The organism is Arthrobacter sp. BK1, from assembly GCF_056680055.1.
The window spans coordinates 2,722,310-2,744,732 of record NZ_CM155263.1 but is presented as its reverse complement, the minus strand read 5'-3'; the positions used below and the strand labels follow the sequence as shown (position 1 = coordinate 2,744,732).

At 63.9% G+C, this 22,423-nt stretch carries 23 protein-coding genes; 10 read left to right on the top strand and 13 right to left on the bottom strand.

The genetic code is table 11. The features are described from left to right. The first annotated feature begins 4 nt into the window (after positions 1–4). The 3 genes from AC1MCA_RS12485 (at position 5) to fdhA (ending at position 4,035) form a co-directional block, all read left to right on the top strand. Positions 5–1,309, top strand: coding sequence for an aromatic ring-hydroxylating oxygenase subunit alpha (locus AC1MCA_RS12485; protein ID WP_479797697.1), 1,305 nt, complete (start codon positions 5–7; stop codon positions 1,307–1,309). Next, the gene (locus tag AC1MCA_RS12480) at positions 1,306–2,721 is read left to right on the top strand and encodes a ferredoxin reductase (RefSeq protein ID WP_479797695.1); all 1,416 of its coding nucleotides are present in this window, start codon (positions 1,306–1,308) and stop codon (positions 2,719–2,721) included. The genes AC1MCA_RS12485 and AC1MCA_RS12480 overlap by 4 nt, the downstream gene beginning before the upstream one ends. Before the next feature lie 90 nt (positions 2,722–2,811). Beyond that, positions 2,812–4,035: a formaldehyde dehydrogenase, glutathione-independent gene (fdhA, locus tag AC1MCA_RS12475; protein WP_479797693.1), complete on the top strand. Its 1,224-nt coding sequence runs from the start codon at positions 2,812–2,814 to the stop codon at positions 4,033–4,035. A gap of 323 nt (positions 4,036–4,358) precedes the next feature. Here fdhA and AC1MCA_RS12470 read toward each other — a convergent pair whose 3' ends face one another. The 6 genes from AC1MCA_RS12470 to AC1MCA_RS12445 all read right to left on the bottom strand — a co-directional run bounded on the left by AC1MCA_RS12470 (position 4,359) and on the right by AC1MCA_RS12445 (position 12,367). Then, positions 4,359–6,047, bottom strand: coding sequence for a thiamine pyrophosphate-dependent enzyme (locus tag AC1MCA_RS12470; protein WP_479797691.1), 1,689 nt, complete (start codon positions 6,045–6,047; stop codon positions 4,359–4,361). Positions 6,048–6,104: 57 nt separating this feature from the next. Next, positions 6,105–7,637 carry an amino acid permease gene (locus tag AC1MCA_RS12465; protein WP_479797687.1) on the bottom strand — a complete coding sequence of 511 codons (1,533 nt, stop codon included), beginning with the start codon at positions 7,635–7,637 and terminating at the stop codon, positions 6,105–6,107. 88 nt (positions 7,638–7,725) lie between these two features. After that, on the bottom strand, positions 7,726–8,658 hold the full coding sequence (locus AC1MCA_RS12460) for a glutaminase (RefSeq protein ID WP_479797685.1): 933 nt from the start codon (positions 8,656–8,658) through the stop codon (positions 7,726–7,728). Beyond that, complete coding sequence (locus tag AC1MCA_RS12455) at positions 8,655–10,253, bottom strand: PucR family transcriptional regulator (RefSeq protein ID WP_479797683.1); 1,599 nt, start codon at positions 10,251–10,253, stop codon at positions 8,655–8,657. Before AC1MCA_RS12455 ends, AC1MCA_RS12460 begins: the two co-directional genes overlap by 4 nt. 361 nt (positions 10,254–10,614) lie before the next feature. After that, a complete protein-coding gene (locus AC1MCA_RS12450) occupies positions 10,615–11,406 on the bottom strand; it encodes a hypothetical protein (RefSeq protein ID WP_479797679.1) in 792 nt (263 codons plus the stop codon). A gap of 136 nt (positions 11,407–11,542) precedes the next feature. Then, positions 11,543–12,367 (bottom strand): response regulator transcription factor, encoded by an 825-nt coding sequence (locus AC1MCA_RS12445; protein WP_479797676.1) that lies wholly within the window; start codon positions 12,365–12,367, stop codon positions 11,543–11,545. 424 nt (positions 12,368–12,791) lie between these two features. Here AC1MCA_RS12445 and AC1MCA_RS12440 point away from each other — a divergent pair, with 424 nt between their 5' ends. Then, complete coding sequence (locus AC1MCA_RS12440; RefSeq protein ID WP_479797674.1) at positions 12,792–13,883, top strand: LamG domain-containing protein; 1,092 nt, start codon at positions 12,792–12,794, stop codon at positions 13,881–13,883. A gap of 110 nt (positions 13,884–13,993) precedes the next feature. On the opposite strand, the gene AC1MCA_RS12435 is transcribed toward AC1MCA_RS12440, so the two are convergent. The 3 genes from AC1MCA_RS12435 to AC1MCA_RS12425 form a co-directional block, all read right to left on the bottom strand. Next, the gene (locus AC1MCA_RS12435) at positions 13,994–14,158 is read right to left on the bottom strand and encodes a hypothetical protein (protein WP_354149470.1); all 165 of its coding nucleotides are present in this window, start codon (positions 14,156–14,158) and stop codon (positions 13,994–13,996) included. A gap of 5 nt (positions 14,159–14,163) precedes the next feature. After that, a complete protein-coding gene (locus AC1MCA_RS12430; protein ID WP_479797672.1) occupies positions 14,164–15,213 on the bottom strand; it encodes a glycosyltransferase family 2 protein in 1,050 nt (349 codons plus the stop codon). A 223-nt stretch (positions 15,214–15,436) separates the two neighbouring features. Further along, positions 15,437–15,634, bottom strand: coding sequence for a hypothetical protein (locus tag AC1MCA_RS12425; RefSeq protein WP_479797670.1), 198 nt, complete (start codon positions 15,632–15,634; stop codon positions 15,437–15,439). Between the two features lie 181 nt (positions 15,635–15,815). Between AC1MCA_RS12425 and AC1MCA_RS12420 the strand changes: the two genes are divergently transcribed. Beyond that, positions 15,816–16,289 (top strand): sensor histidine kinase, encoded by a 474-nt coding sequence (locus AC1MCA_RS12420; RefSeq protein ID WP_108598405.1) that lies wholly within the window; start codon positions 15,816–15,818, stop codon positions 16,287–16,289. 21 nt (positions 16,290–16,310) lie between these two features. On the opposite strand, the gene AC1MCA_RS12415 is transcribed toward AC1MCA_RS12420, so the two are convergent. Then, positions 16,311–16,922 carry an NADPH-dependent FMN reductase gene (locus AC1MCA_RS12415; protein ID WP_479797664.1) on the bottom strand — a complete coding sequence of 204 codons (612 nt, stop codon included), beginning with the start codon at positions 16,920–16,922 and terminating at the stop codon, positions 16,311–16,313. Between the two features lie 197 nt (positions 16,923–17,119). Here AC1MCA_RS12415 and AC1MCA_RS12410 point away from each other — a divergent pair, with 197 nt between their 5' ends. Next, complete coding sequence (locus AC1MCA_RS12410) at positions 17,120–17,269, top strand: hypothetical protein (protein WP_479797661.1); 150 nt, start codon at positions 17,120–17,122, stop codon at positions 17,267–17,269. A 134-nt stretch (positions 17,270–17,403) separates the two neighbouring features. After that, positions 17,404–18,351 carry an SRPBCC family protein gene (locus AC1MCA_RS12405; RefSeq protein WP_479797656.1) on the top strand — a complete coding sequence of 316 codons (948 nt, stop codon included), beginning with the start codon at positions 17,404–17,406 and terminating at the stop codon, positions 18,349–18,351. A 134-nt stretch (positions 18,352–18,485) separates the two neighbouring features. Here AC1MCA_RS12405 and AC1MCA_RS12400 read toward each other — a convergent pair whose 3' ends face one another. After that, positions 18,486–19,433, bottom strand: a complete 948-nt coding sequence (locus AC1MCA_RS12400; protein ID WP_479797652.1) for an SMP-30/gluconolactonase/LRE family protein — start codon at positions 19,431–19,433, stop codon at positions 18,486–18,488. 235 nt (positions 19,434–19,668) lie between these two features. Between AC1MCA_RS12400 and AC1MCA_RS12395 the strand changes: the two genes are divergently transcribed. After that, complete coding sequence (locus AC1MCA_RS12395; RefSeq protein ID WP_479797648.1) at positions 19,669–20,007, top strand: hypothetical protein; 339 nt, start codon at positions 19,669–19,671, stop codon at positions 20,005–20,007. A gap of 70 nt (positions 20,008–20,077) precedes the next feature. On the opposite strand, the gene AC1MCA_RS12390 is transcribed toward AC1MCA_RS12395, so the two are convergent. Then, positions 20,078–20,464 (bottom strand): hypothetical protein, encoded by a 387-nt coding sequence (locus AC1MCA_RS12390; RefSeq protein ID WP_479797643.1) that lies wholly within the window; start codon positions 20,462–20,464, stop codon positions 20,078–20,080. A gap of 120 nt (positions 20,465–20,584) precedes the next feature. Between AC1MCA_RS12390 and AC1MCA_RS12385 the strand changes: the two genes are divergently transcribed. Then, positions 20,585–21,214 carry an AAA family ATPase gene (locus AC1MCA_RS12385; RefSeq protein ID WP_479797639.1) on the top strand — a complete coding sequence of 210 codons (630 nt, stop codon included), beginning with the start codon at positions 20,585–20,587 and terminating at the stop codon, positions 21,212–21,214. 12 nt (positions 21,215–21,226) lie between these two features. Here AC1MCA_RS12385 and AC1MCA_RS12380 read toward each other — a convergent pair whose 3' ends face one another. Beyond that, positions 21,227–21,625: a cupin domain-containing protein gene (locus tag AC1MCA_RS12380; RefSeq protein ID WP_479797636.1), complete on the bottom strand. Its 399-nt coding sequence runs from the start codon at positions 21,623–21,625 to the stop codon at positions 21,227–21,229. A gap of 278 nt (positions 21,626–21,903) precedes the next feature. Here AC1MCA_RS12380 and bcp point away from each other — a divergent pair, with 278 nt between their 5' ends. Beyond that, on the top strand, positions 21,904–22,383 hold the full coding sequence (gene bcp / locus AC1MCA_RS12375; RefSeq protein WP_479797632.1) for a thioredoxin-dependent thiol peroxidase: 480 nt from the start codon (positions 21,904–21,906) through the stop codon (positions 22,381–22,383). The last annotated feature ends 40 nt before the right edge of the window (positions 22,384–22,423 follow it).

Below are 22,423 nucleotides of genomic sequence, written 5' to 3'. Positions count from 1 at the left end.
ACACATGTCTGCTCCAGTGCACATGCCCCTTAATTCACGCGGCAAACTCGCTTCCTCATTGCCTGCCGAGCAGCTGGCGGAAATCACCGCATTGTTCGATTTCCGGCGCGTGGGATATTCCCTCGATGCCCCCTTCTACACCGATCCGACGATCTTCAGCATCGACATGCAGGCTATTTTCGGCCAGCACTGGATCTTTGCCGCCAGCACCGCCGAGCTCCCGGAGCCGGGCGACTACGTCACCGTCGACTACGGTCCCTACTCCCTGATCGTGCTCCGCAATGACGACGGCGGCGTGAACGTCCTGCACAACGTGTGCCGCCACCGCGGCGCCCGCGTCCTCACCGAACCCGCGGGGACAACCGGGAACCTGGTGTGCGGCTACCACTCCTGGACCTACTCCCCCGACGGCAATCTGATCCATGCCTCGGCGCCGGGGGAAACGAAGTTCGACAAGGGCTGCTTCGGCCTCAAGCGCGCCCACAGCCGGGTGTTCGCCGGACTCATCTTCGTCTGCATTGCTGACGAACCGCCGACGGATTTCGACGAAACCGGAAAGATCTTCGAGCCCTACCTCGCACCCCACGATCTGTCGAAGACGAAAGTCGCCTACCAGCAGAACATCATCGAGGAGGGCAACTGGAAGCTCGTCATGGAGAACAACCGTGAGTGCTACCACTGCGATGGCCACCCGGAACTCGCCTGTTCCCTCTTTCCCACCTGGGGCCTGACGGAGGGCCTTGTTCCGCCCCACCTCGAAGAGGTCTGGGACCGTAACAAGGAAGCACAGTCCTCGCTCGAGGAGCGTTGCCGCCGCTATGGCCTTCCCTATGAAGTTGTCGAGGAGCTCGACACCCGCATCGCGGGCATCCGCATCTCACGGGAGTCGCTCGATGGTGACGGCGAATCGTTCTCGCCCGATGGGCACAGGCTCTCCAAGAAGCTGCTCGGCGACTTGCCGGACTTCCGCCTCGGCCGCTGCTCGATGCACCTGCAGCCCAACAGCTGGTTCCATTTCCTCGGGGACCACGTCATCACGTTCGCCGTCTTCCCCGTCAACGAACACCAGACACTGGTACGCACCACCTGGCTGGTGGCTGACGACGCCGAGGAAGGCGTCGATTACGACCTGGAGAAACTCACCTACACCTGGAAGCAGACCAACCTGCAGGACAAGGCGTTCGTGGAGCTGTGCCAGAAGGGCGCCGGCAGCCCCGCCTACGAGCCCGGCCCGTACATGAAGAGCGAATACCAGGTCGAGGCGTTCATCAACTGGTACGTGCAGCGTGTGCAGGAGCACTTGGCATGATTGAACTCCGCACCGTCACGGCAATCCAGGAACCACAGCGCATCCGCGGTCTTGAGATGCCGTGGAACCGGGTGATGGGCAGCACCGAGGGACCCGCCAGCGCCGCCCGCGCGTTGGGTCCCTGGCATCCGCAGGAGTTCATGGCCGAATGTGTCGAGACCGTTCCCGAGGCCGGCGGCATGATGACCTTTGTGTTCCGCCGCTCCGACGGTGCGCCCCTGGCGTTCCGTCCCGGCCAGTACGTAAACGTCGCCTTTCCCGTGAACGGTGAGGACCAGGACGCGGTGGACCGCAGCTACTCGCTGTCCAGTTCGCCCACCCAGCCGTGGACCTTCAGCATCACCGTCAAAAGCGACCCCACGGGCCTGGTCTCACCGTGGGTGCACGGAAACGTCAAACCCGGCACCGTCCTCGAGATGCTCGGACCGGTCGGGGCATTCCACCTGCCCGACGCCGACCGACGGGCCCGGTACCTCTTGCTGGCCGCCGGCGCAGGCATCACCCCCATCATGTCGATGGTGCGGACCATCCATTCCCTGCCCGGACAGGCCGACGTCGTGGTGCTTTATCACGGATCAGCGGCCGGAGACTTTGCGTTCCACCAGGAGTTGGCCTACATCGCCTCCGTGGACTCGCGCGTCAGGGTCTTCTACTCCCTGGGCGACCGCAGCAAACCCGAGGGTTGGGAGGGGCTCACCGGAAGGCTGACGGCGGCCATGCTCGATGCGGTGGCCCCCGACGCCAACGGCCGCCAGGTCTACGCCTGCGGCCCCGAGGGTTACCTGAACACCGCCACCGAGCTCCTCGGGAAGGTCGGCGTCGACGACACCTCCATCAACGTGGAGTTCTTCTCGGGAGACCGCCAGACGCTCCTTGAATACCAGGCGGAGCTCGCGCTTGCAGTGGACATTGCGGAGGAAATCGCCGAGGAGATCGCCGATTCCGCCGAGGACTACTACGAAAGCCAGCCCACTGCGTTCGGGCTCTACGAGCCCGGCTACGACGCCGAGGGAACCCTGAAGGCCACGGGAATGCCGCTGGAAACCGTCGACCCGGACGCACCCTGTCCCGAAGCCCCCGACGGCGGCGCAGACGGTGTGCCGGAGGCCGGGTCCCCCGATGCCTCGAGCTTCGACACGGTGGGAACGGGAAGCCTCACCCTGTCCTTCATGCGCACCGGCATCAATGTGCGCATCGACCCCACCGAGCACATCCTCGGGGTGGCCCAGCGTGCGGGCGTCAGGATCGGCGCGAACTGCAAGGAAGGCATGTGCGGCTCCTGCAAGATCGTCAAGCTTTCCGGTGAGGTCGACATGAACCACCAGGGCGGGATCCGGGCACGTGAAATCGATGCAGGCAAGTTCCTGCCCTGCTGCTCCACCGCGCAGACCGACCTGGTGATCGATGCCTAGCCGCGCCCGCCTGCTCTAGGTCGGACAGCCTCAGGTTGACCCCCATTTGCTTCACGAATTTTCAATCTCCAACCCCATAGGAGCCATTCAATGTCAGGTAACAAAGCCGTTGCATACAAGGCGCCGGGGATCGTCGAAATCATCGATACCCCCTATCCCACCTTTGAACTGCAGGCCGGTCCCGGCGTCAACCCCGTCAATGTCGGCCGGAAGGTCCCGCATGGGGTCATCCTGCGCACCGTGAGCACCAACATCTGCGGCTCGGACCAGCACATGGTTCGCGGCCGCACCACCGCCCCTGCCGGGCTCGTCCTGGGGCACGAGATCACCGGGGAAGTCATCGAGACCGGGCCCGACGTCGAATTCATCAAGGTCGGGGACATCGTCTCGGTCCCCTTCAACATCTCCTGCGGGCGCTGCCGGAACTGCAAGGAAGGCAAGACCGGGATCTGCCTGAACGTGAACCCGGACCGTCCCGGGTCCGCCTACGGCTATGTGGACATGGGCGGCTGGGTGGGCGGGCAGGCGGAGTTCGTCCTGGTGCCGTACGCGGACTGGAACCTGTTGCGGTTCCCCGATCGGGATCAGGCCCTGGAGAAGATCATGGACCTGACCATGCTCTCGGACATCCTCCCCACCGGTTTCCACGGGGCCGTCACGGCGGGTGTCGGCGTCGGCTCCACCGTCTATGTTGCCGGGGCCGGGCCCGTAGGGCTTGCCGCGGCGGCCAGCGCCCAACTGCTGGGGGCTGCCGTGGTCATCGTGGGGGATCTCAATGAGGACCGCCTGGCCCAGGCCCGGTCCTTTGGCTGCGAAACCGTCAACGTGGCCAACGGCGACCCGGCTGACCAGATCGAGCAGCTTCTCGGCGTCCGCGAGGTCGATGCCGGTATCGACGCCGTCGGTTTCGAGGCCCGCGGACACGGACACGGCGCCGGGGCCCAGGAAGCGCCAGCCACCGTGCTCAACAGCCTGATGGACCTCACCGCCGCGGGCGGCTCCGTGGGCATTCCCGGCCTTTATGTCACCGGGGACCCGGGTGCCGCGGACGCGGCAGCCCAGAAGGGCAGCCTGTCCCTGTCCCTGGGCACCGGCTGGGCGAAGTCCCTCTCCTTCACCACCGGCCAGTGCCCGGTGATGAAGTACAACCGGCAGCTGATGATGGCCATCCTGCATGACAGGATCCACATCGCCAAGGCTGTCAACGCCACGGCCATTTCGCTTCAGGATGCCCCGCGCGGGTACGCGGAATTCGATGCCGGCGCCGCCACGAAGTATGTCCTGGACCCGAACGGCTACCTCAGCAGCAACTAGCTCCAGGTAAAGGAGCGGGTTCCCTCCAGGCAGGGCCCAAGCGGTCGGTGCACCATCCAGAACATGCGGGTGGCGCACCGGCCGCGCCGTCTTTAACTAAAGCACCGGGCGCCCAGTCACGATGCTCGGGCTCGGCCTCATCATTGACGGAGTCCTGCTCATCGGGCTCGGGGCAACGCACTAGCCCCCGGCGGGGTGTTCGTACCGGCGAGCTCGGGGTTCCTGATCGGCGGCGGTACACCCACCCCCATTGCCTCCGCCGCTGCCGCCGGGGTGGAATCGGCTTCCTTGGAATGACGGCGTACGTCAAACTCTGCCACCGCTCAGTACGCTTTGACCCGCTGTTCCACAACGAGATGGATCAGGGCGAAGACACCCTCATCCTCGATGGCGGCCAGGGCGGCGTCGAGCGCGGCCGGAACGTCCTTGTCCTCGGTGACGGTGATCCCGAAACCGCCGAACGCCTTGGCCATCAGGCCGAAGTCCGGATTCTTCAACTGGGTCCCGGAGACACGGGCCGGATAATGCCGCTCCTGGTGGGTGCGGATGGTGCCGTATTCCTGGTTGTCCATGACGATCACCAGGGGCGTGGCCCCGTACTGTGCAGCGGTGGCCAGCTCCTGGCCGTTCATGAGGAACTCCCCGTCCCCGGCGATCGTGACCACGCGGCGCCGGGGTTCGGCCAGGGAGGCTGCGATGGCCGATGGTACCGAATAGCCCATCGAGCCGTTACGGGCGCTGATCATGGACGCGTAGCGGCGGGTGGGAAAGTAGCGGTGGGCCCAGTTGGTGTGCTCACCCGCACCGAACGTCACCATCGCATCCTCCGGCAGCCTCGGAACCAGGTTGGCCATCAGAGTGTCCATCCTTGCCTGCCCTGCTGCCGGCAAAGCCGGCGAAGTCGGCGGCAGGGCAGCGAACCGCTCCTGCTCCCCCCGCATCCGGTTGGTCCAGGCCTTCCACTCTTCCTTCGCCGGCAGGTCGATTTCCACCAGGTCGCGGACGAAGGCCTCGGGCTTGGCCAGGATCTGCCGCGAAACGGGCCCTGAGCGGCCACGCAGTGAGGGGTCCACCGTGACCAGGAAGTTCTTTTTGTTCCAGTCCTGCCGGCAGACGAAGCCGTCCGTAATCACGTCGCCGGGCACTGTCCCCACAAACACCAGCAGGTCGGTTTCCTCCAGCAGATCGTACGTGGGGCGGGGACGGCCATAGCCAATGGGTCCTACATAAGACGGCGAATCGAAGGACACTGTCCCCTGCGTCCGCCATTCAGCGGCTGCCGGGATATGGTGCCTTTCCAGCCACCCTGTCAGCTGGTCGGCGGCTTCCTGCGTCCAGTCGTTGCCGCCGGTGACGAACAGCGGTTTGCGTGACTCCTGCAGGGCGGCTTTCAAGGCAACGGCATCGGTGCTGCTCATGCCGCCGGCCGCAACCGGGATAACGGGATGCAGGGCTGGATCGATCTGCTGGCGGATGATGTCTTCCGGCAGGCCCACCACCACGGGCCCCGGACGTCCGCTCATGGCCGCAAACATGGCCTCGGCCACAATCTCGGATGCCCGCTCCGCATGATCGAGGACCATGACGCGTTTTGCCCCGGTATCGAACCACGCCTTGATATCGAACTCCTGGAACGCCTCCCGGTCCCGGTGTGCGAACGGGATAAGGCCAACGAACAGCAGCATGGGTGTGGAGTCCTGCCAGGCCGTGTGCAGCCCAACGTGCGCGTTCGCTGCGCCGGGCCCCCGGGTCACCATGGCTATACCGGGACGCTGGTGCATCTTGCCGTCGGCCTCAGCCATGTATGCGGCGCCGCCTTCATGCCGGCAGACCACGGTTTCAATGTCCGAGTTATGCAGGCCGTCAAGGACGTCCAGGAAGCTCTCACCGGGAACTACGTAGCTTCGCTCGATGCCGTGGGCCACCAGGGTATCGACAATCACATGCCCGGCCGACGTGCGGCCGGGGAGGGCGTTGGCTGCGGTCAGGGTTTCTTCAGTTTCAGTTCTCATGTGCTTTTCTTGGCTATTCGGAGTGGTGGGGATTCGTTTACTTAAGGCTGGCGAGGCCTATTTGATGGGTGTCCGGTTGGCGATGACGGGGGCGCTGCCGGTGAAGCCTTCACGGGCCTGGGCGATTTCGCGGATGCGGTGGCGGCATGCGTACCAGCCGGCGACCATGAGGGCTGAGGCGATGGCGGTGACGAGCATGGTCAGGGGTGAGTCGATGAAGACCATGATCAGGACGCCGGCGAGGAAGAGCAGGGAGAGGTAGCTGGTGTAGGGGGCGCCGAACATGCGGAAGGAGGGGCGTTCGAGCCAGCCTTTGTCTGCCCAGCGTTTGAGTTGGATCTGGCAGAGGACGATGGTTGCCCAGGTCATGACGATGCCGACGGAGGCGACGTTCAGGACGATTTCGAAGGCTTGGGCGGGGACGAGGTAGTTCAGTGGGACGCCGAGCAGGGATACGGCGGCGGTGATGGCGATGCCGCCGTAGGGGACGCCTGCTTTGTTCATGCGGGAGGCGAATTTGGGGGCGGAGCCGTTCACTGACATGGAGCGCAGGATCCGGCCGGTGGAGTAGAGGCCGGCGTTGAGGGAGGACAGGGCGGCGGTGAGGACCACGAGGTTCATGATGACGTCGACGCCTTGGATGCCGATGGAGCCGAAGAAGGTTACGAAGGGGCTGACGCCTTTTTCGTAGGAGGTGTAGGGCAGCAGCAGGGCCAGGAGGATGACGGAGCCGACGTAGAACACGGCGATGCGGAAGACCACGGAGTTGATGGCTTTGGGCATGATCTTCTGGGGGTTTTCGGTTTCGCCGGCGGCGGTGCCGACCAGTTCGATGGAGGCGTAGGCGAACAGGACGCCCTGCATGAGGATGATCATGGGGAGCAGGCCGTTGGGGAAGATCCCGCCGTTGTCCGAGAGGAGGCTCAGGCCGACCTGCTGGCCGTCCACGGGGGTGCCGAAGATGACGAAGTACGTGCCGACCACCAGGAAGATGACCAGGGCGGCGACCTTGATCAGGGCGAACCAGAATTCCATCTCGCCGAAGACCTTGACGGAGACAAGGTTCAGTGCGAGGACCACCACGAGGGCGGTCAGGGCCCAGGCCCATTGCGGGACGTCCGCCATCCAGGGGATGTAGTTGCCGAAGAAGTTCATGTACAGGGCGGCTGCGGTGATGTCCACGATGGTGGTGGTGGCCCAGTTGATCCAGTAGAACCAGCCGGAGACGAACGCGGCTTTCTCGCCGAAGAATTCGCGGGCGTAGGAGACGAACGAGCCCGAGGAGGGCCGGTGGAGTACCAGTTCGCCCAGGGCCCGGAGGATGAGGAAGGCGAAGAAGCCGCAGACTGCGTAGGCGATGACCAGCGAGGGGCCTGCGGCGTTGAGGCGGCCGCCGGCGCCGAGGAACAGGCCGGTACCGATCGCCCCGCCAATGGCGATCATCTGGATCTGCCGGGGTTTGAGGTTCTTGTGGTAGCCCTGGTCTTCCGCGTGCAGGGCAGTCTCGGACGCGTGCGCATGGCCGCCGTCAATGATGTGGTCAGGGATGGCCTGCTTGAGTACAACCTCGTCGTTGGGGTTGATGGGCATGGTTGATCCTTTCGATCCGGGGAAGATCTAACTCGGGTGGGTTAAGAAGAAGTGAGATGCGTGTCGCGGTGACTCGCAGCGGCGGGGGTCAGAAAACGGACCAGCCGGTAAGGTCGGAAAGATCGGCGAGGGCTGCTGTTCCGGCCAGGGAGTTCCCCTTCGCATCGAGCCGTGGGGACCAGACGCAGATGGCGCAGACACCGGGGACGATGACCAGGATCCCGCCGCCCACCCCGCTCTTTCCGGGTAAACCCACGCGGTAGGCGAACTCACCGGCGGCGTCGTACATGCCGCACGTCAGCATGATCGAACCGATGCGTTTCGCCTCGCTGGCGGACACTACAGTTCCGTGCGTTCCCTGGCCATTGCGGGCAAGGAAGAGTCCGGCCTTGGCCAGCTCCACGCAGGTCATCATGATGGAGCATTGCCGGACGTAGTTTTCCACCACTGACTCCGCGGTCTGCTGCAGGTTGCCGAAGTCCTTCAGGAAGTGGGCCAGTGCAAGGTTCCGGCTGCTGCCGGCCAGCTCGCCGGCAGCAGCCGCCTCATCGATATAGGCCCCTGTGCTGGCCGCCTGGGCGGCGAGGAACCGCAGAAGCCGGGTGGCGGCGTCGGGCGTTTCCTTCATGAGGTGGTCTGTGACAACCAGGGCCCCGGCATTGATGAAGGGGTTCCGCGGGATGCCGTGCTCCACCTCCAACTGGACCAGGGAATTGAACGATGTGCCAGAGGGTTCGCGCAGTACACGGGACCACAGCGACCCAGACCTGTCGCCCTGGAGCGCCATGGCCAAGGTGAAGACCTTGGAGATGCTCTGGATGGAGAAGGGGACCTCAGCATCACCTGAGCTGAACACCTCGCCCGAAGCGGTGGCGACGGCGATGCCGAACCTGTCGAACGGGACCGCTCCGAGGAAGGGGATGTTGGCCGGGACAGATCCTGCTTCGCGCTGTGGCCTGTGGCTGCGGACGATGTCGTCCAGGAGCGGTCCCAACGGCGGTGCCTTGAGTGCTGTGGTCATGTGGTGCCCAACTGTTCTTTACGTGTTCCGGCCCATTCCTGGATATGGAGCAGGGCAACGAGCGTGTCCCGCGGGTTGCCCAAGGCCAACCCGGTCACGCGGGATGCCTTGCTGATCCGGTAATAGACAGTGTTTTTGTGCAGCCGCATCCGCCGTGCGCACTCGGCGACATCAAGGGACGCTTCAAAGTAGTTCCACAGGGTCTCCGCCAGTTCGCTGTCCTCATTCAGCAGCCGGGAAAGACTGCGGTGGCGAAAGGTGGAGGAGGAGAAATTCCTGACGGCCTCACGGAAAAGGATCTCGCCCTCGAAGTCGTCGATGGTGGCCACTGAGGTGTCCTCGGATGAGCCCACGCAGCTCAACAGAGCCTCGGTGATCCGGGTGATCGAGTGGATGGACAGCAGGTCCGGGACCACTGGGCCCACAGCTGCGAAGGGTCTCATACCCAGGTGTTTGCCGGCATCCCGTACGATCGATTCGGCCAGGCTCCGCACCCCGGTTTCAGCTGCCGAGGACTGCAGGCCCGGCACAATCACGGCGGTGTCGCCGTTGTATTGCCCCACTATCGCGGAGGCCTTGTAAGCAGCTGCGTGGATGGATGCCAGGTTCGCGAGTTCGCCGTGTTTCAACGCGGCGTCGTCCGCTTGGGCATCGGCATCCGATATTCCTATCAGGATCAGCGCAGCAGGACGGTCGGCAGGGATCTTCTCGCTGTGCGCACTTGCCGCAGCCTCCGCCGGACCTGAAAGAATCCGCACAATTCGGTCTTCGCGCATGTGGACGGACTGCTGGTTGCGGTACCGGATGAGCTCGGCGGAGGCCCGCGCCGCCGATCCGGTGAGCACGTAGTCAACGTCGGCGCCGAAACCGGCGCCGGTTTCCTGCAGCCAGATGTAGCCCATGATCCGGTCCCCCGCGAACAGCGTGATGGCCACGCGTTCCCGCAGCCCGTCCTGTGGCCGGGCCGGTACACGCACCGGCAGCCGGGTCCTGTGCAGTTCGCGGTAGGCGCCCAGGTCCTTCAGCAGCAGCTCGTATTTGCGCGGGCCGCGCCGGGCGAGGATGGAGGCCTTGCGGAGTTCGTCGATGTCGTTCGAAACGGTGGAGTACGCCAGCACTTTATTGGCGGCATCTTCGATGAGCACGTGGCTGGACGTGAGCCGGGCCGTGGTCTGGGCGATGGCAAACAGATCCTCTTCCAGCAGCGTCAGCACTTCGTGCTGATAGCTCGGTGGCTGGATACGGTCCTTGGCGATGGACAGCAACCGGTCCCAGTCGGCTCCCGGGTCCACCAGGAGCAGGCCCGTGCCGGCATCCCGAAGCAGCTCTTCAGCTTCTGCGAACTCTGCGCGCTCCCCCTTGACGGCGACCACCCGCGGCGGGTTCCTGAGGAGCCGCCGGAGAGCAGGCAAAGCCGAGCGTCCCCGGACGCCGATCAACAGGACAAAGGCCGCCCCGCCGTCGGCGGTTTCATCATCGGCATCCACGATCAGGAACCGTTCGATCGCCCCGTCCGCCGGGGCCGGACGAAGGATAAGGCTGGCGAAACCCAAGGGGACATCCGAGAGGATGTCGTCCACCGTAACCGCTGCCATCGGTTTCCTTCTGCTTGGAGCTGGCCCGGACGGCTCTGTCCGGTCACCCCATGCTATCCACGCAGGAAGCCGCAAAATATGTAAGAGAAACCAAAGGCAGTGGCAGCTTTTCGGGCAGCCGGCCAAGCCTGGAAGCTTGCCGGGCGTCTATGGCCACACGTGGCGGGGTGGCTGATCGGAGACCCCCGCGCGAGTTGAACTCCAGCGCGGGGGCTTCCGAGGCTTCGGGTTGGGAAAGCAAACCAATGCCGTAAATCAATGTACGGGTCCGCCAGGATGCCAAAAACCACCTGGGCCCATCGCCCAAAATCTTGAGGGAACCTTGAGCTGCCGGGCGTCCGGAGGCGGGCGGTCGGTCAACTCACCCCGCCGGACGCAGTGAGGTAATCATCCGCTTGATGTCCGCGTACTCCTCGGTTTCCGCGTACTTTTTGGCCTGCTCCAGATAGGGCAGTGACTCCGCCCCGGGCGTCACGTTGTTGTCCGGGCTGAAGAACGCGCCGAACATGGCGGCGGTGGGCGGCCAGGTGAAGAAGTGGAAGATGGCGCAGGTTGAGTCCCCGGTTGGCGGCTGCATCGTGGTGATGCCATAGGCCGCCGCGGGAGTATCGGCAGGTCCCGGGGCTGCATCGTTACCGCGGGTCTCGTAGACGTACCGGGGTGCGGCTCCGTTCTGCGCCAGGGCCGGAAGTTCCTGCGACTCCAACACTTCGTACGGGTATTTCTCCATGCACGTTGAACCCGTCGCCATGTTGGTCCGGAGCGTCGCCAGCGGCTTGCCGGCCGCGTTGGTCACCTCGGCGAACGCCCCGCCGCCCTCTGGCAGGTCCCCGGCCGGGTCCCGAACGCTCCAGGCTGCCGGATGGTCGAAGGTCAGCTCACCATCCGCGGTGGTGAAGCTAGTCCAGGATTCCGACGACGGCGCGGTACCGGTGGCGCTGGACGTCACGGCGGGTGCGCCGGTCGTCGTCGTCGCGGAAGCCGTAGCCGCAGCCGAAGCGGCAGCCGAAGCGGCAGCCGAGGCGGAGTTGGCAGCGCCGCCGGCGCTGCCCGTCGTCGTCGGCGTCGTTGCCTGCGGACCGCAGCCGGCAAGCAGGACAGCAACGAGAAATACTGTGGGGATCGCCGCACCTGACGCGGACGGACTGCGCATCACACCCTCCTTTGGGCCTGACTTTGGTCCTTAAATTGTGGGCCCGCGGCGTGTACAAGGCTCTTCAGCGGCGCCGATTGGCACCGAACTGTTGCGCGTCATAACAAAAGGCTCCACAGTTCCTGGATGGAGGCCCCTAGGGAGTCAGCCGGTACCCCACGCCACGCACCGTCTCCACCCAGCGCGGCGAGCGGGTGCTGTCCCCCAGGCGTTTCCGCAGGTTTCCCAAATGGACCTCTACTGCGCGCTCCTCGCCGGTGCTGACGTAGGACCCGGTGCTGTAGGGCTCGTTGCGGAGCCGGCGGACCAGGTCGGCTTTAGTCTGCACCACGCGCCCGTTTTCCATCAGCACCAGGAGCAAATCGAACTGGGTCCTTGTCAGATCAACCGCTTTACCGTGGATGGCGGCAGCCCGCGAACCCTCATGGAGGGTCAGCCCCCGGTGCTCAAAGTCGCAGCGCACGATCATCCCGGCCTGCAGTGCAGGCGCAAGATCCTGCTGGATGGGCGGGGCCGAAAGCTGCCCGAGGGGGTAATTGCCACCGGAAGACGGCGGGCCAGGGGCACTTTCTGCTGAGCCTGCGTTGAGGATCCGCGGCCGTCGCAGCATTGCCGCGATTCGGGCCCGCAGCTCCCGCGGGCGGAAAGGCTTGGTGAGGTAGTCATCGGCGCCTGCCTCGAAACCCATGAGGGCGTCGGCTTCCTCCACCCGGCCTGTCACCATGATGAGGTAGGCGTCGCTGAAGGTCCTGATGCGGCGGGCGGCCTCAATACCATCGAAGTCCGGCAGCCCCACGTCCAGGGTGACGATCACCGGGTTGTATTCGCGGACAAGCTCCACGCCCTCCTGACCGGAGGCTGCTGACTGCACGGCAAAGCCGGACTGCACCAGAACGTCAGCCAAACACGTCCTGATATCGTCGTCGTCCTCCACAACAACAGCAATTCCCCGCTCCACCATCCGTGCCCCCAAAGTTCTTCACGTTATTCATTTCCTGACGTTGTGCCTGCGTTGGCGGGTGGCCCACCGGACGGGTTTGAACAAGCATCCGGGCCCTGACTATCGAGGGCCACCGCACACAAGCAAACGCATTTTCCACGACAATTCGTAGGCATATGCGTTGTTGGATGGGTATTCGGCTTTATTTGCCGGAACCGCCTCATTGTTGAGCCTACACATCACCGCAGGTCACATTCCGGAAATTGATTATTTAGCGCGTTATTCTTGAGCTTTCGCCAGAATTGCGTATTTCTTGAGAATAGGTCGCGGAAACTTTCGTATTCAAGGGCTATTGCGCCGTGGGGCTGTTGTGACTGATGATCAACCTGTGCTCAATGGGGGCGCAATAACGTGCTCGCTGGGAGCAACACGCAAGGGGCATCACATGGCTTCTTTTCGCTTTTCAGTCTCACCTCCCGTCCGCATCATCAGGCCGCTTGCGGTCCTTGCGGCAACCACCCTTGCGGTGCTGGCGATAGTGCCTGGCACCCAGGCCGCGGACACCACGCCGCTGAACCAGGACCCCGGCCCCGCTGGAAGCTTTACATGGAAGGGCTTCAACTGGGAGAAGCGCTTTTGGGGCGGAGCCCCGCAGTACAACAAGGCATTTGATGCTGCCAATGTCAGCGGTCCGGACGCCAGCGGCTATGTGGCGCTCAGGCTGACCAACCCCACAGGCGAGGCGCCCGTAGGAGCCGAATTCCAGTCCACCCGCCAGGGCTTCGGCTACGGAACGTACAGCACCACGGTTGAGAAAGACCTGAGCATACTGCAGAAGGAAGTGGTGTGGGGCTGCCTGTTCACGTACGATCCCCTGGCTGAACCGGGGTACAACGAGATCGACCTCTGCGAGGCATCGGCGTGGGGAGGAGGCGCAGCCTATGGCGAATCCTGGCCCGTCAGTCAGGGCCACGGCTACTGGTTCGATGCCGGTAAACCGCCAGGCCAGGGAAACAACACCGTGACTTTTGACGTGACCTCCAGCCCCATCACCACGCACCGGATGGTCTGGGAACCGGGCCGGCTGACCTTCGAGACCTACGCCGGTGAAGGGTTTGTAGGTACGCTCCTGAAGCGCACCGTGCTGGAAGGCTCCACAGTTCCCGTGCCGGCCGGCGAGCGGGTGCACTTCAACCTGTGGGTGACCGGCGGAGGAGGCGGGGATCCTGCCCACGTGAAGCCTGAATCGGTGGTGGTCCGCGACTTCAGTTTCGCCCCCGCCGCTTCGGTCCAGCCTCCTGCGCCGGTAGCCGCGATATCCCTCACGGCGTCCAACGCCAAAATCAAGGGCCTGAACCGCACCACGCTCAAATGGGCGGGCGCCAGCGGTAGCAGCGTGACGCTCTGGATCAACGGGATCCAGAAAACCGTTGCCAATACAGGCAGCTACGTCAATGCCTTCAAGGGCGGCGGTACCACGGCCTACAAAGTCTGCGATCTGGCCGGATGCTCCAGCGTGGTGAGCGTCAGCACATAACGCGTCCCTGACGAGGAGGCAGTCCCGGGGACAGCAAAAAACGCAGGGTGGCCGGTTGGCTGCCCTGCGTTTGTTGCGCCTCCCGGACACAGTGCCCGGGTTTGCCTTGGTTAGGAGTTCCCGCCACGGACCGGAACGATCCGCTTGACGGCCATGCCGAGTGCCACCATGGCGAATGCTGCCAGTCCGACCCAAAAGAGGTCACCGGCGCCCGTCATGGCGAGGGTTCCGGAACCGATTCCGGCTGCCATCGGGGCTGCTGGGTTGTCATACATAGGTGTTACCAGGCTTTCTTGTTGTTGAAGGCTGCATCTGCGTAGGCCTTCGTGTGGACCACCTGCAGGAACAGGTCGATCACCAGCTCGTACATGGTGGCGGCGGCAAGCATGTACTTCCATCCACGAAGCCGCACTGTCACCACGCGTTCGATCACGAAGACACCGGTCACGGCAAGCCAGAACGGCTGCATGTGCAGCCCTGCCCCCGTGCCCAGTGCAAGCGCGATCGTACTCACATAGGCCACGCTCACCAGCAGACCCAGCACGGACAGGGCCTGCCGGCCCCAGTACGGCCGGGTCACGCGCGTCCAGCCATACTGGACGCAGTTCTCCACTGCACCCCTCTTCCACCTCAGGCGCTGCGCCCAGAGCTCGCGCCAGGTGGGCATCACCTCGGTGACCAGGCTGCAGTCCACCGGTGACTTGATCCGGTAGTGAAGCGTCAGCAGGGCGAAAGACAGCTCGTTGTCCTCGGTCAGGACTGAGGTGTCATACACGCCTCCACGACCATTTCCGGCGGGCAGGGTCCCGTCCAGCCGCCCGGCAATCACGTCGCGGAGGGTCCGCACCCTAAACAGCGCAGCTGTGCCGGTAACCACCAGGCACTTTCCTTTGAGCCGCCGGACGTCCCGGGCGTAACGGGCGTATTCATTCCGCTGCAGGTGGCCCACAAATCCCCCGCCGTCGCCGCCGCGGAAAACCCCGCCCACAGCACCGAGGCGCCGGTCTGCCTGGAGGTGGCCAACGGCACGCTCGATGAAATCAGGGGACAGCTGGGAATCGGCGTCCTGGACGAGGATGAGGTCTTCGGGCGCGGCTTCCGGAAGAAGGGTGGCCAGCACCTGATTGAGTGCCCCCGCTTTCTTATGGGTATTTCCCGCCGTGGAAACCACTTCAGCGCCGCCGTCCAGTGCAATCTGCGCCGTTGCGTCGGTGCAGTTGTCCGCCACGACAATGATCCTGTCGGGCACAAGGGACTGGCCCTTAAGTGATGTGAGTGTTTCGCCGATACCGGCTGCTTCATTATGGGCAGGAATCAGGACCGTAATCACCGGATCGCCCTGGCCCTTTTATTCCAAGGGCCCTGCGATGCAGCACAAAGTATTCCCATATCCCCCGCCGGAAGTTATCAACTAGCTATTGATTGCGAGTCTTCCAAGGAGAACTCAAAGCAACAGCAGAATTCCGGCACTAAACCAACAAGCTTCTGTCAAGACGGGCGCGCAAAATCAACGCGAAGCAGCATGCGGGGCCGGCGGCCCCGCAGCACCCCGCTCAGTCCTCGTCGGCAGCTTCCGGGTCCTCTTCGGGTTCGAACGTGTTCGGTTCATGGGTGGCACCCATGCCCACGCCGTCCGCACTGGTGGGGACGCCGTCGTCGTCCTTGCCTTCGGCGCCTTTCCCCGCCGTCTCCTTCACATCAGTGTCCTGCGCGTCGTCGTCGGGCAGGGATTCGGGTGAGTTGATGGTCATGGCCCCTCCTTCATTGGTGGGCAACTACGCTACCAGCGGCCGGATCGGATGGCTCCTGATCCTGCTGATTATTCTGAGAACAAAATTGATGCGATCTTGCGCCAACCCTTGGCCACCCATGCAGTTCCGGGTTCACTCTAAACACATCACCACAAATGATGGCGGGGAAGCAGGTCGGGTCATGGGAAACCAATCAGCTATGGATGAAGTAGTCGCAGAGGGAGGCGTGATCACCGATCACCACCCGCTCGATTTCCACAGCCTGGGGCTCGCCGGCTGCATCGACAGGCTTACCGGTCCCCTCCGTCAGCAAGGCACAGCAGTCCGCTGGGATACTCCGCACTGGGGCATAGAGATCCCGGCGGACTGCGCGTCTTTGCTCTACCAGTCGGCCCGCGAGGCCCTCAGTAACGCGTACAAATACTCGGACGCCTCCGAACTCAGCCTCCAGCTCACCGCCGTGGGCCACGGCGTACGGCTGGTAGTGTCCGACGACGGCACGGGCTTTGACAGCCGGCTCGCCGTCAGCGGGCGGCACCACGGTTACGGCCTGCGGCTGATGTCCGTAGCCGTCCATGATGCCGGCGGCACCATCGACATCCGTTCAGAACCAGGGCAGGGCACCACGGTAACGGTCACCCTGCCCCTGGACTGACACGGCGTCAGCGCGGTGAACCTACCGTGAAAGCTTGTCCGGATCAGGCTCCAGGTCACCGATGTGGCCCGGTGCATTGGCTGCCAGCACACGCTCCACGAAGGCGCCGTACTCGTCCATGTAGTGCCGCAGGAACTTGGCGGTGGATTCGTCCTTGATCTCGCCATCCTGGCCGAAGACCTCCGGCTTGAACTGAATATAGACTTCCGGGGCGTTCAGTTGGGGGGCGTCCAGGAAGCTCAGCACGCTGCGCATGGAGGACTGCATCACCGCAGTCCCGATGCCGCCCGGCGAGGCGCCGATGATGCCGGTGGGCTTGCGCGCGAAGGAGTTGGTCCCCCACGGCCGTGAGCCCCAGTCGATGGCGTTCTTCAGGGCTCCGGGGATGGAACGGTTGTATTCGGGGGACACAAACAGGATGCCGTCCGAGCCTTCGATGGCTTCCTTGAGGGCGCGCCCTGCCGGCGGGAAATCGGCGTCGTAGTCGTAACTGTAGAGCGGCAGGTCCTTGATGGGGATCTCGGTGAACTCGAGGTTCTCCGGGGCCAGTTTGATCAGGGCGGTGGCGAGCGTTCGGTTGATGGAGCCGGTGGCCAGGCTCCCAATGAAGTACCCGATTTTGTGCGTTGCCATGAGATATTCCTTCCCAAAACAGCCGGCAGGGCCGGCTGGCCAAAGAGCTTTTGTTGGTGAAGCGGCACGGTGCCTCCCCAGTCCAGCACAGAACCGTTCCAGCGGCCAGAGGACGCATTAAGGACCTTGACACCCCGTCAGCACGGGCGCTGAATGATGATCTGGGGGAATTCGCGCACACCACGGGAGCAGTTGTCATGAAGGAAAAACCAGGAACGTCGCAACGCATTCACGCCGAAGCTCCGGCCGAGGGGGACGAAGCCGCGGACCCCACCGACCTCCGCGTACACTCGCAGGAACCTGCCGAAGGCGCCGACCCGGACGAGCCACAAGGGGCCGCCGGCTGAGGCTCACCAGCCACCCGGGCTCAGGAAAGTGGTCCCTTGAGGCTGGCCATGAGCTCGAACCGGACGATATGCTAAGCATGCTGATGAATTGTTGATCCCTCATCAGATCCGGTTCGACTTAAAGGAGACCCGCTATGAGCACGAAGGTGGAAAAGCGCATTCTGGTGAACGTGCCGGTGAGCACGGCCTACAACCAGTGGACCCAGTTCGAAGAGTTTCCCCACTTTATGGGCGGGGTGAAGAGCGTCAAGCAGACAAGCGATGACCAGCTTGAATGGGTGGCGGAAATCGCCGGTGTCCGCCGGCAGTGGACCGCCAGGATTCTGGAGCAGGTCCCGGACCGCAAAGTTGCCTGGGCCGCCACCGAAGGCGCCACCAACGCCGGTGCCGTCGAGTTCGAGGATGTGGGCGGAGGCCAGACCTCCATCCGGCTCAGCCTCGAATACGATCCCGAAGGCATTATCGAGAAGGTCGGCGACAAGCTGAACGTTGTTGACCGCCAGGCCGAGGCCGACCTGAAGCGGTTCAAGGAGTTCATCGAGGACGCTGAGTACGCCAGCGGCGCATGGCGCGGGTCCCTGAACGAGGGCGCCACGGTGGGCACCCCCGGGGTGGAGGATGCCGCTGCATCACGCGGCGATTCGGGCAAGGCCGGCTTCTCCGGCAAGGTGGCAGCAGCAGCCGGAGTTGCCGCAGCAGCCGGTGCGGCGGCTGTCATGAGCGCCGGAACCACCAAGGATTCGCACGAGGCCCGGGACGAAACCGTCACGCCGGTGTCACCCGTAGCTGATGAGCCGACACCGATTCGGCACGTCCCCTCCGATTCGGTATCGGGAACCACTACTTCGGTATCGGGAACCACCACGGCGGCCGGCGCCGGAACGGGCTCGGTGGCCAGCTCCGTGGGCGGCGGCGAACGCTCCCCCGGGCATCCGTTCGACCAGACCAACGGCCTGGTGGACGTCGAGGGCGAATCCGACGAAACCGCTGAGGGCGAAACCCGCAGCGCTGCCCAGCGCCGCGAGGATGGCACGGTCTCAGGAAACATTCCGCCGCTGGGCGGAAACCTCGGCCAGCACTGACCTGTAGGCCTGTCCCGCTTTCGGCGTCAGGACGGGCCCGCTATCCAGGTTCGGACGGGCCTGGCCCGCACTGACGGCTCTGCCCCGCATCTGATGCGGGGCAGAGACGTTTCCCGTGCTGGGAGCCTTGCGGCCTAACCGCGGGCGCGCACCAGAACGACCTCAAACTCCTTGTCGTCCTCGACCATGAACTGGGCATTCACCACGGCCAGGGTGTTCCCGAACAGCGCAGCAGTGGTGGGAACGTTGAACTCGTCGCTCTTGATGACGTCCAGTACCCGGCCCGAGGAAAGGTCACCGGACAGCCGGATGCGGCTGACCTGGTTAATGAGGTTCTGAACAGCCCACAGCTGATTTCCCCTGACCACGATGCCATCCACGTTGGGCAGATCGAGCCCCTTGATCTCGGCGCTCGTACCCTTTTTCGGATTGACGGTGTACAGCTTGCTGTTGGCCGAATGCGCCACAATCAGGACGTCGCCGTCCTTGGCGGAGGCGATGCCGTTGAGGTTGAAGTCGCCAGGCAGTGCACCAGCCGGTTTCTCCACCGACAATGTCTTCACATCACCAAGCTTTCCGTGCCGGCCCACCGGGATGAAGTAGAGCTCGGCGGCCTTGGAGTTCGTGAACCAGGCGCCTTCCTCCGTCAGTGTGACGTCGTTGATGAAGGGGTTTCCCCGCTTCGTCAGTTCAACGGCCTTGACCTGCCGGCCAGTCTCCGTGTTGTAGATGTAGGCCTTGCCCGTGGGACCGCCCGCTACAAACAGCAGGTCCTTGCCGGTATCGGCCTTCATGCCCACCGCGAACCTGCCATCGTTTGGCGCGTCGATGAACAGCTTCGCCTTGCCGGTGCGGATGTCGCCGCGGAAGATATTGCCGGTGAACAGCTCCCCGGCGTAGAAGGTGTTCCCCTCGCCGGCGGCTATTCCCTCCGCGGATTTTGCGCCGGGGAGCACGATGACTGAGTCTGACTCCGGAGCTGCCGCGGCCGGAATGGCAGGCGCCAGCAGACCCATCAGTGCGATGAACCAGATGGAGGTACGGCGCTGTACTTTTCCTGAATTCTGCGATGTGCGGGCCATGATGTTTCCTTGAATCGGAATGATCCGCACGGACCCAAGCATGCGGCAGGCCCGCACGGTTGTCCTGCCATTTTAAGCGCCTCCGAAGTAGGCCCGCCAGTGCCTGAAACCCCCTATTGACGGGGCTGAAGGACCGTTTGTCCGCGGGTCACACTACGCCCGCCACTACCCCGACCCGGCGTCAGGCCGCGGTCTCTGCTTACAATCGAAGCCTCAACCGCCTACTGAGGGACCCATGAAGAAACTCGCCACCGTCCTGGTCGCTGCCGGCCTCGTGTTCTCCGCTTCGGCCTGCACGGCTCCGACCAAACTTTCCACCGCCGAGACCTGCGACCGGGTGAAGGCCGTCCTGTCGAACCCGGCGAACAACATCGGCAAGTCCGGGCTGACCCGACTCGCCAACCAGATCCGGCCCATCGAGGTGGTGGCATCGGACGAACTCAAGCCCGCACTCGGATCCATCATCGAGTTCACCGACGAATCAGCCAAGGAAGCCCCGGACGAGGCCAAGCTCTCCGGCATGGAGTCTGCCTACCAGAACGCCGGCACAGCCTTCACCCAGTTCTGCAGCTAGGGCCCACTCCAGCCGGTTTCCCAACGGAAACGCACGACGGCGGCCGGCCGGCCGCCGTCGTTATGCCTGCCTACTGCAGTGCGAGGATCAGGAACAGGCCCGTCAGGACTATAACGGTGGGTGTCATCACCAGACGCTCGGGTTTGCTGCGCGAAATTCCGTTCAGCGCGATGCCCAGCGCCAGATACGCCGTCAGCACCCAGCAGAAGACGTCCGTGAAACCCTGGTTCACCAGCGGAGGAGCCAGGTCTGCCTTGGCCAGCGCCACGTAGGCGAACAGGATGTACAGAACAATGGATGTGGCGCTGCCGATCCGCAGCCTGGTGGGGAGCACATTGTGCTGGCCGCCCCAGGCAAATCTTCCCCACGGGGCCCCTGCGATCAGTGCTCCCTGGAAGACCGCGAGTGCGGCCAGGAGTACACTCGCTGCTACGGCCGCAAACTGCGCTAACTGCATCGAGGGCCCCCATTCTCTGTTTCGCTGCAGGCTGTCTCCGCTGACTCTCATGTGACATCCGCCGCATGCCGGGACGATCAACCTGTCCCTACCGTTAAACCATTGGCGGAAGGAGGCCACGTGCTTATTGTCTTAACCGGAATCGACGGTTCGGGAAAATCCACGGCCGCCCGCGCCCTGGTGTCCGCAGTCCGCGCTGACGGCAGGCAGGCCTTGCTGCTGAGCAACCACGCGGGCCGCAGAACCATGTCCGTGCTGGGCGACCGCCTGGGCTTTCGCTGGCCGGACAGGCTTGCCGACGCCGTGGAAACCACCCTCCGCACCATCAACGTCCTGGCATCCCACGCCCGGGCCGGCCTCTTCGACGGACTGGTGGTGATGGACCGGCACCTCTATTGCCAGCTGGCACTGCGCGCAGCGAAGGGACTGCCTCGCGGCAAGTTGCTGCCGATGCTGCTGGCTGCCCTTCCCGCGCCGGACGCCGTCATTCACCTGGACGCAGATCCTGCCGTAGCGCACCAGCGGATCACCGCGCGCGGGACTGACAACGAAACCCTTGCGGAACTGGTGTCCTTCCGGGACGCTTACCGGTCCCTGCCCGAATACGCGCAGTTCACCGTCATCGACGCCGGCGCTCCCGAAGCCGAATTGCTGGCACGGCTAAAGAGCATCATTGACGGCGATACCCAGCCGAACGTCCCGGCAGGGCAAGACGTCCAGGCAGGGCACATTCCAGGCAGCCCGTTATAGGGAGCCCGCAACTCACATCAGTGCGTGCATTCCCCGGCTTCTCGGGCGGCCGAAGGACGCCGTACCCAGGAATTCGACGGCGACGAACGGCTCCGAGCCGACCACCCACTCGTCATGCCCGGGAGGCAGCGCGTAGGTGTCATGGGCATGGATGGTTGACCTCACGCCGTCGGACGTTTGAATCTCCAGGCTGCCGGAGACGCAGTAGCCGAGGTGGTTGTGCTCACAGAACTCGGTCAGTTCAGTGGGTTTGACCAGCTCGGACCAGCGCCAGCCCGGCGCCAGGATCAGGCGGGCTACGGAGTAATCGTCGACGGTGACGAGATCGAACTCGGCCTTGTCCGGACAACGCTTCTTGTCCGGGATGTCCAAGGACTTAACGGCCAGGGCTCTGATGAAATTTGCGGTCATGAAGGACACACAGCCTAGGGATTTTTTGCGGCGGGCGCGAAGGGGCGGAACATGGGTATGAGCGTGAATACCGGCATACGAAAACGTGGCGGAGACCGAAAATCGTGTACCTCTAACGGTATCCCTGCCGCGTCTGAAGTCAATGCACCGAATGTAAACTTTAGAATCCTCGACGCCGGCCCCGGCGGAATACTGCACGTGACGCCGAAGTTGTGCCTAGGGCGGGAAGCCGCTTCACTTGATTTGCCCTTAGCCGCCCAGCCTCCCGGAGGAAACGCATGAGCCCCCAACTGACCGTCAAACTTCAGCCAGGCACCGAAGCCCCGGATTTCAGTCTCCAGGATGCCTCCGGGAAGACCACCTCCCTTGCCCAGTACCGCGGCAAGAAGGTGATCGTCTACTTCTACCCGGCAGCGGCCACCCCCGGCTGCACCACCGAGGCCTGCGATTTCCGTGACAGCCTCTCTTCCCTCCAGGGTTCCGGCTACGAAGTGGTTGGTATTTCCCCTGACGCCCCGGAGAAGCTGGCCAGCTTCACCGGTGACTTCGACCTGACCTTCCCGCTGCTCTCCGACGAGGACCACGATGTTGCCCTCGCCTACGGCGCCTGGGGTGAAAAGCTGGTCAACGGCGAGATCACCGAGGGCATCGTCCGCTCCACCGTGGTGGTTGATCCCGAGGGCAAAGTGGCGCTGGCCCAGTACCAGGTCAAAGCACAGGGCCACGTAGCCGCCCTCAAGGAAGCGCTGGGCGTCTAGCGCGTCCGGCTGCCCCTTTCAGCTACCCCTTCAGGGAGTA

Excerpts from the sequence above, each read along its gene's own strand:
- AC1MCA_RS12455 (WP_479797683.1), bottom strand. The coding sequence starts at position 10,253 with ATGGCAGCGGTTACGGTGGACGACATCCTCTCGGATGTCCCCTTGGGT.
- AC1MCA_RS12395 (WP_479797648.1), top strand. The coding sequence starts at position 19,669 with ATGAAGAAACTCGCCACCGTCCTGGTCGCTGCCGGCCTCGTGTTCTCC.
- AC1MCA_RS12480 (WP_479797695.1), top strand. The coding sequence starts at position 1,306 with ATGATTGAACTCCGCACCGTCACGGCAATCCAGGAACCACAGCGCATC.
- AC1MCA_RS12465 (WP_479797687.1), bottom strand. The coding sequence starts at position 7,637 with ATGCCCATCAACCCCAACGACGAGGTTGTACTCAAGCAGGCCATCCCT.
- AC1MCA_RS12460 (WP_479797685.1), bottom strand. The coding sequence starts at position 8,658 with ATGACCACAGCACTCAAGGCACCGCCGTTGGGACCGCTCCTGGACGAC.
- AC1MCA_RS12470 (WP_479797691.1), bottom strand. The coding sequence starts at position 6,047 with ATGAGAACTGAAACTGAAGAAACCCTGACCGCAGCCAACGCCCTCCCC.
- AC1MCA_RS12450 (WP_479797679.1), bottom strand. The coding sequence starts at position 11,406 with ATGCGCAGTCCGTCCGCGTCAGGTGCGGCGATCCCCACAGTATTTCTC.
- AC1MCA_RS12380 (WP_479797636.1), bottom strand. The coding sequence starts at position 21,625 with ATGACCGCAAATTTCATCAGAGCCCTGGCCGTTAAGTCCTTGGACATC.
- AC1MCA_RS12390 (WP_479797643.1), bottom strand. The coding sequence starts at position 20,464 with ATGCAGTTAGCGCAGTTTGCGGCCGTAGCAGCGAGTGTACTCCTGGCC.
- AC1MCA_RS12405 (WP_479797656.1), top strand. The coding sequence starts at position 17,404 with ATGAGCACGAAGGTGGAAAAGCGCATTCTGGTGAACGTGCCGGTGAGC.
- AC1MCA_RS12400 (WP_479797652.1), bottom strand. The coding sequence starts at position 19,433 with ATGGCCCGCACATCGCAGAATTCAGGAAAAGTACAGCGCCGTACCTCC.
- AC1MCA_RS12435 (WP_354149470.1), bottom strand. The coding sequence starts at position 14,158 with ATGTATGACAACCCAGCAGCCCCGATGGCAGCCGGAATCGGTTCCGGA.
- AC1MCA_RS12440 (WP_479797674.1), top strand. The coding sequence starts at position 12,792 with ATGGCTTCTTTTCGCTTTTCAGTCTCACCTCCCGTCCGCATCATCAGG.
- AC1MCA_RS12420 (WP_108598405.1), top strand. The coding sequence starts at position 15,816 with ATGGGAAACCAATCAGCTATGGATGAAGTAGTCGCAGAGGGAGGCGTG.
- AC1MCA_RS12415 (WP_479797664.1), bottom strand. The coding sequence starts at position 16,922 with ATGGCAACGCACAAAATCGGGTACTTCATTGGGAGCCTGGCCACCGGC.
- AC1MCA_RS12485 (WP_479797697.1), top strand. The coding sequence starts at position 5 with ATGTCTGCTCCAGTGCACATGCCCCTTAATTCACGCGGCAAACTCGCT.
- fdhA (WP_479797693.1), top strand. The coding sequence starts at position 2,812 with ATGTCAGGTAACAAAGCCGTTGCATACAAGGCGCCGGGGATCGTCGAA.
- bcp (WP_479797632.1), top strand. The coding sequence starts at position 21,904 with ATGAGCCCCCAACTGACCGTCAAACTTCAGCCAGGCACCGAAGCCCCG.
- AC1MCA_RS12410 (WP_479797661.1), top strand. The coding sequence starts at position 17,120 with ATGAAGGAAAAACCAGGAACGTCGCAACGCATTCACGCCGAAGCTCCG.
- AC1MCA_RS12445 (WP_479797676.1), bottom strand. The coding sequence starts at position 12,367 with ATGGTGGAGCGGGGAATTGCTGTTGTTGTGGAGGACGACGACGATATC.
- AC1MCA_RS12425 (WP_479797670.1), bottom strand. The coding sequence starts at position 15,634 with ATGACCATCAACTCACCCGAATCCCTGCCCGACGACGACGCGCAGGAC.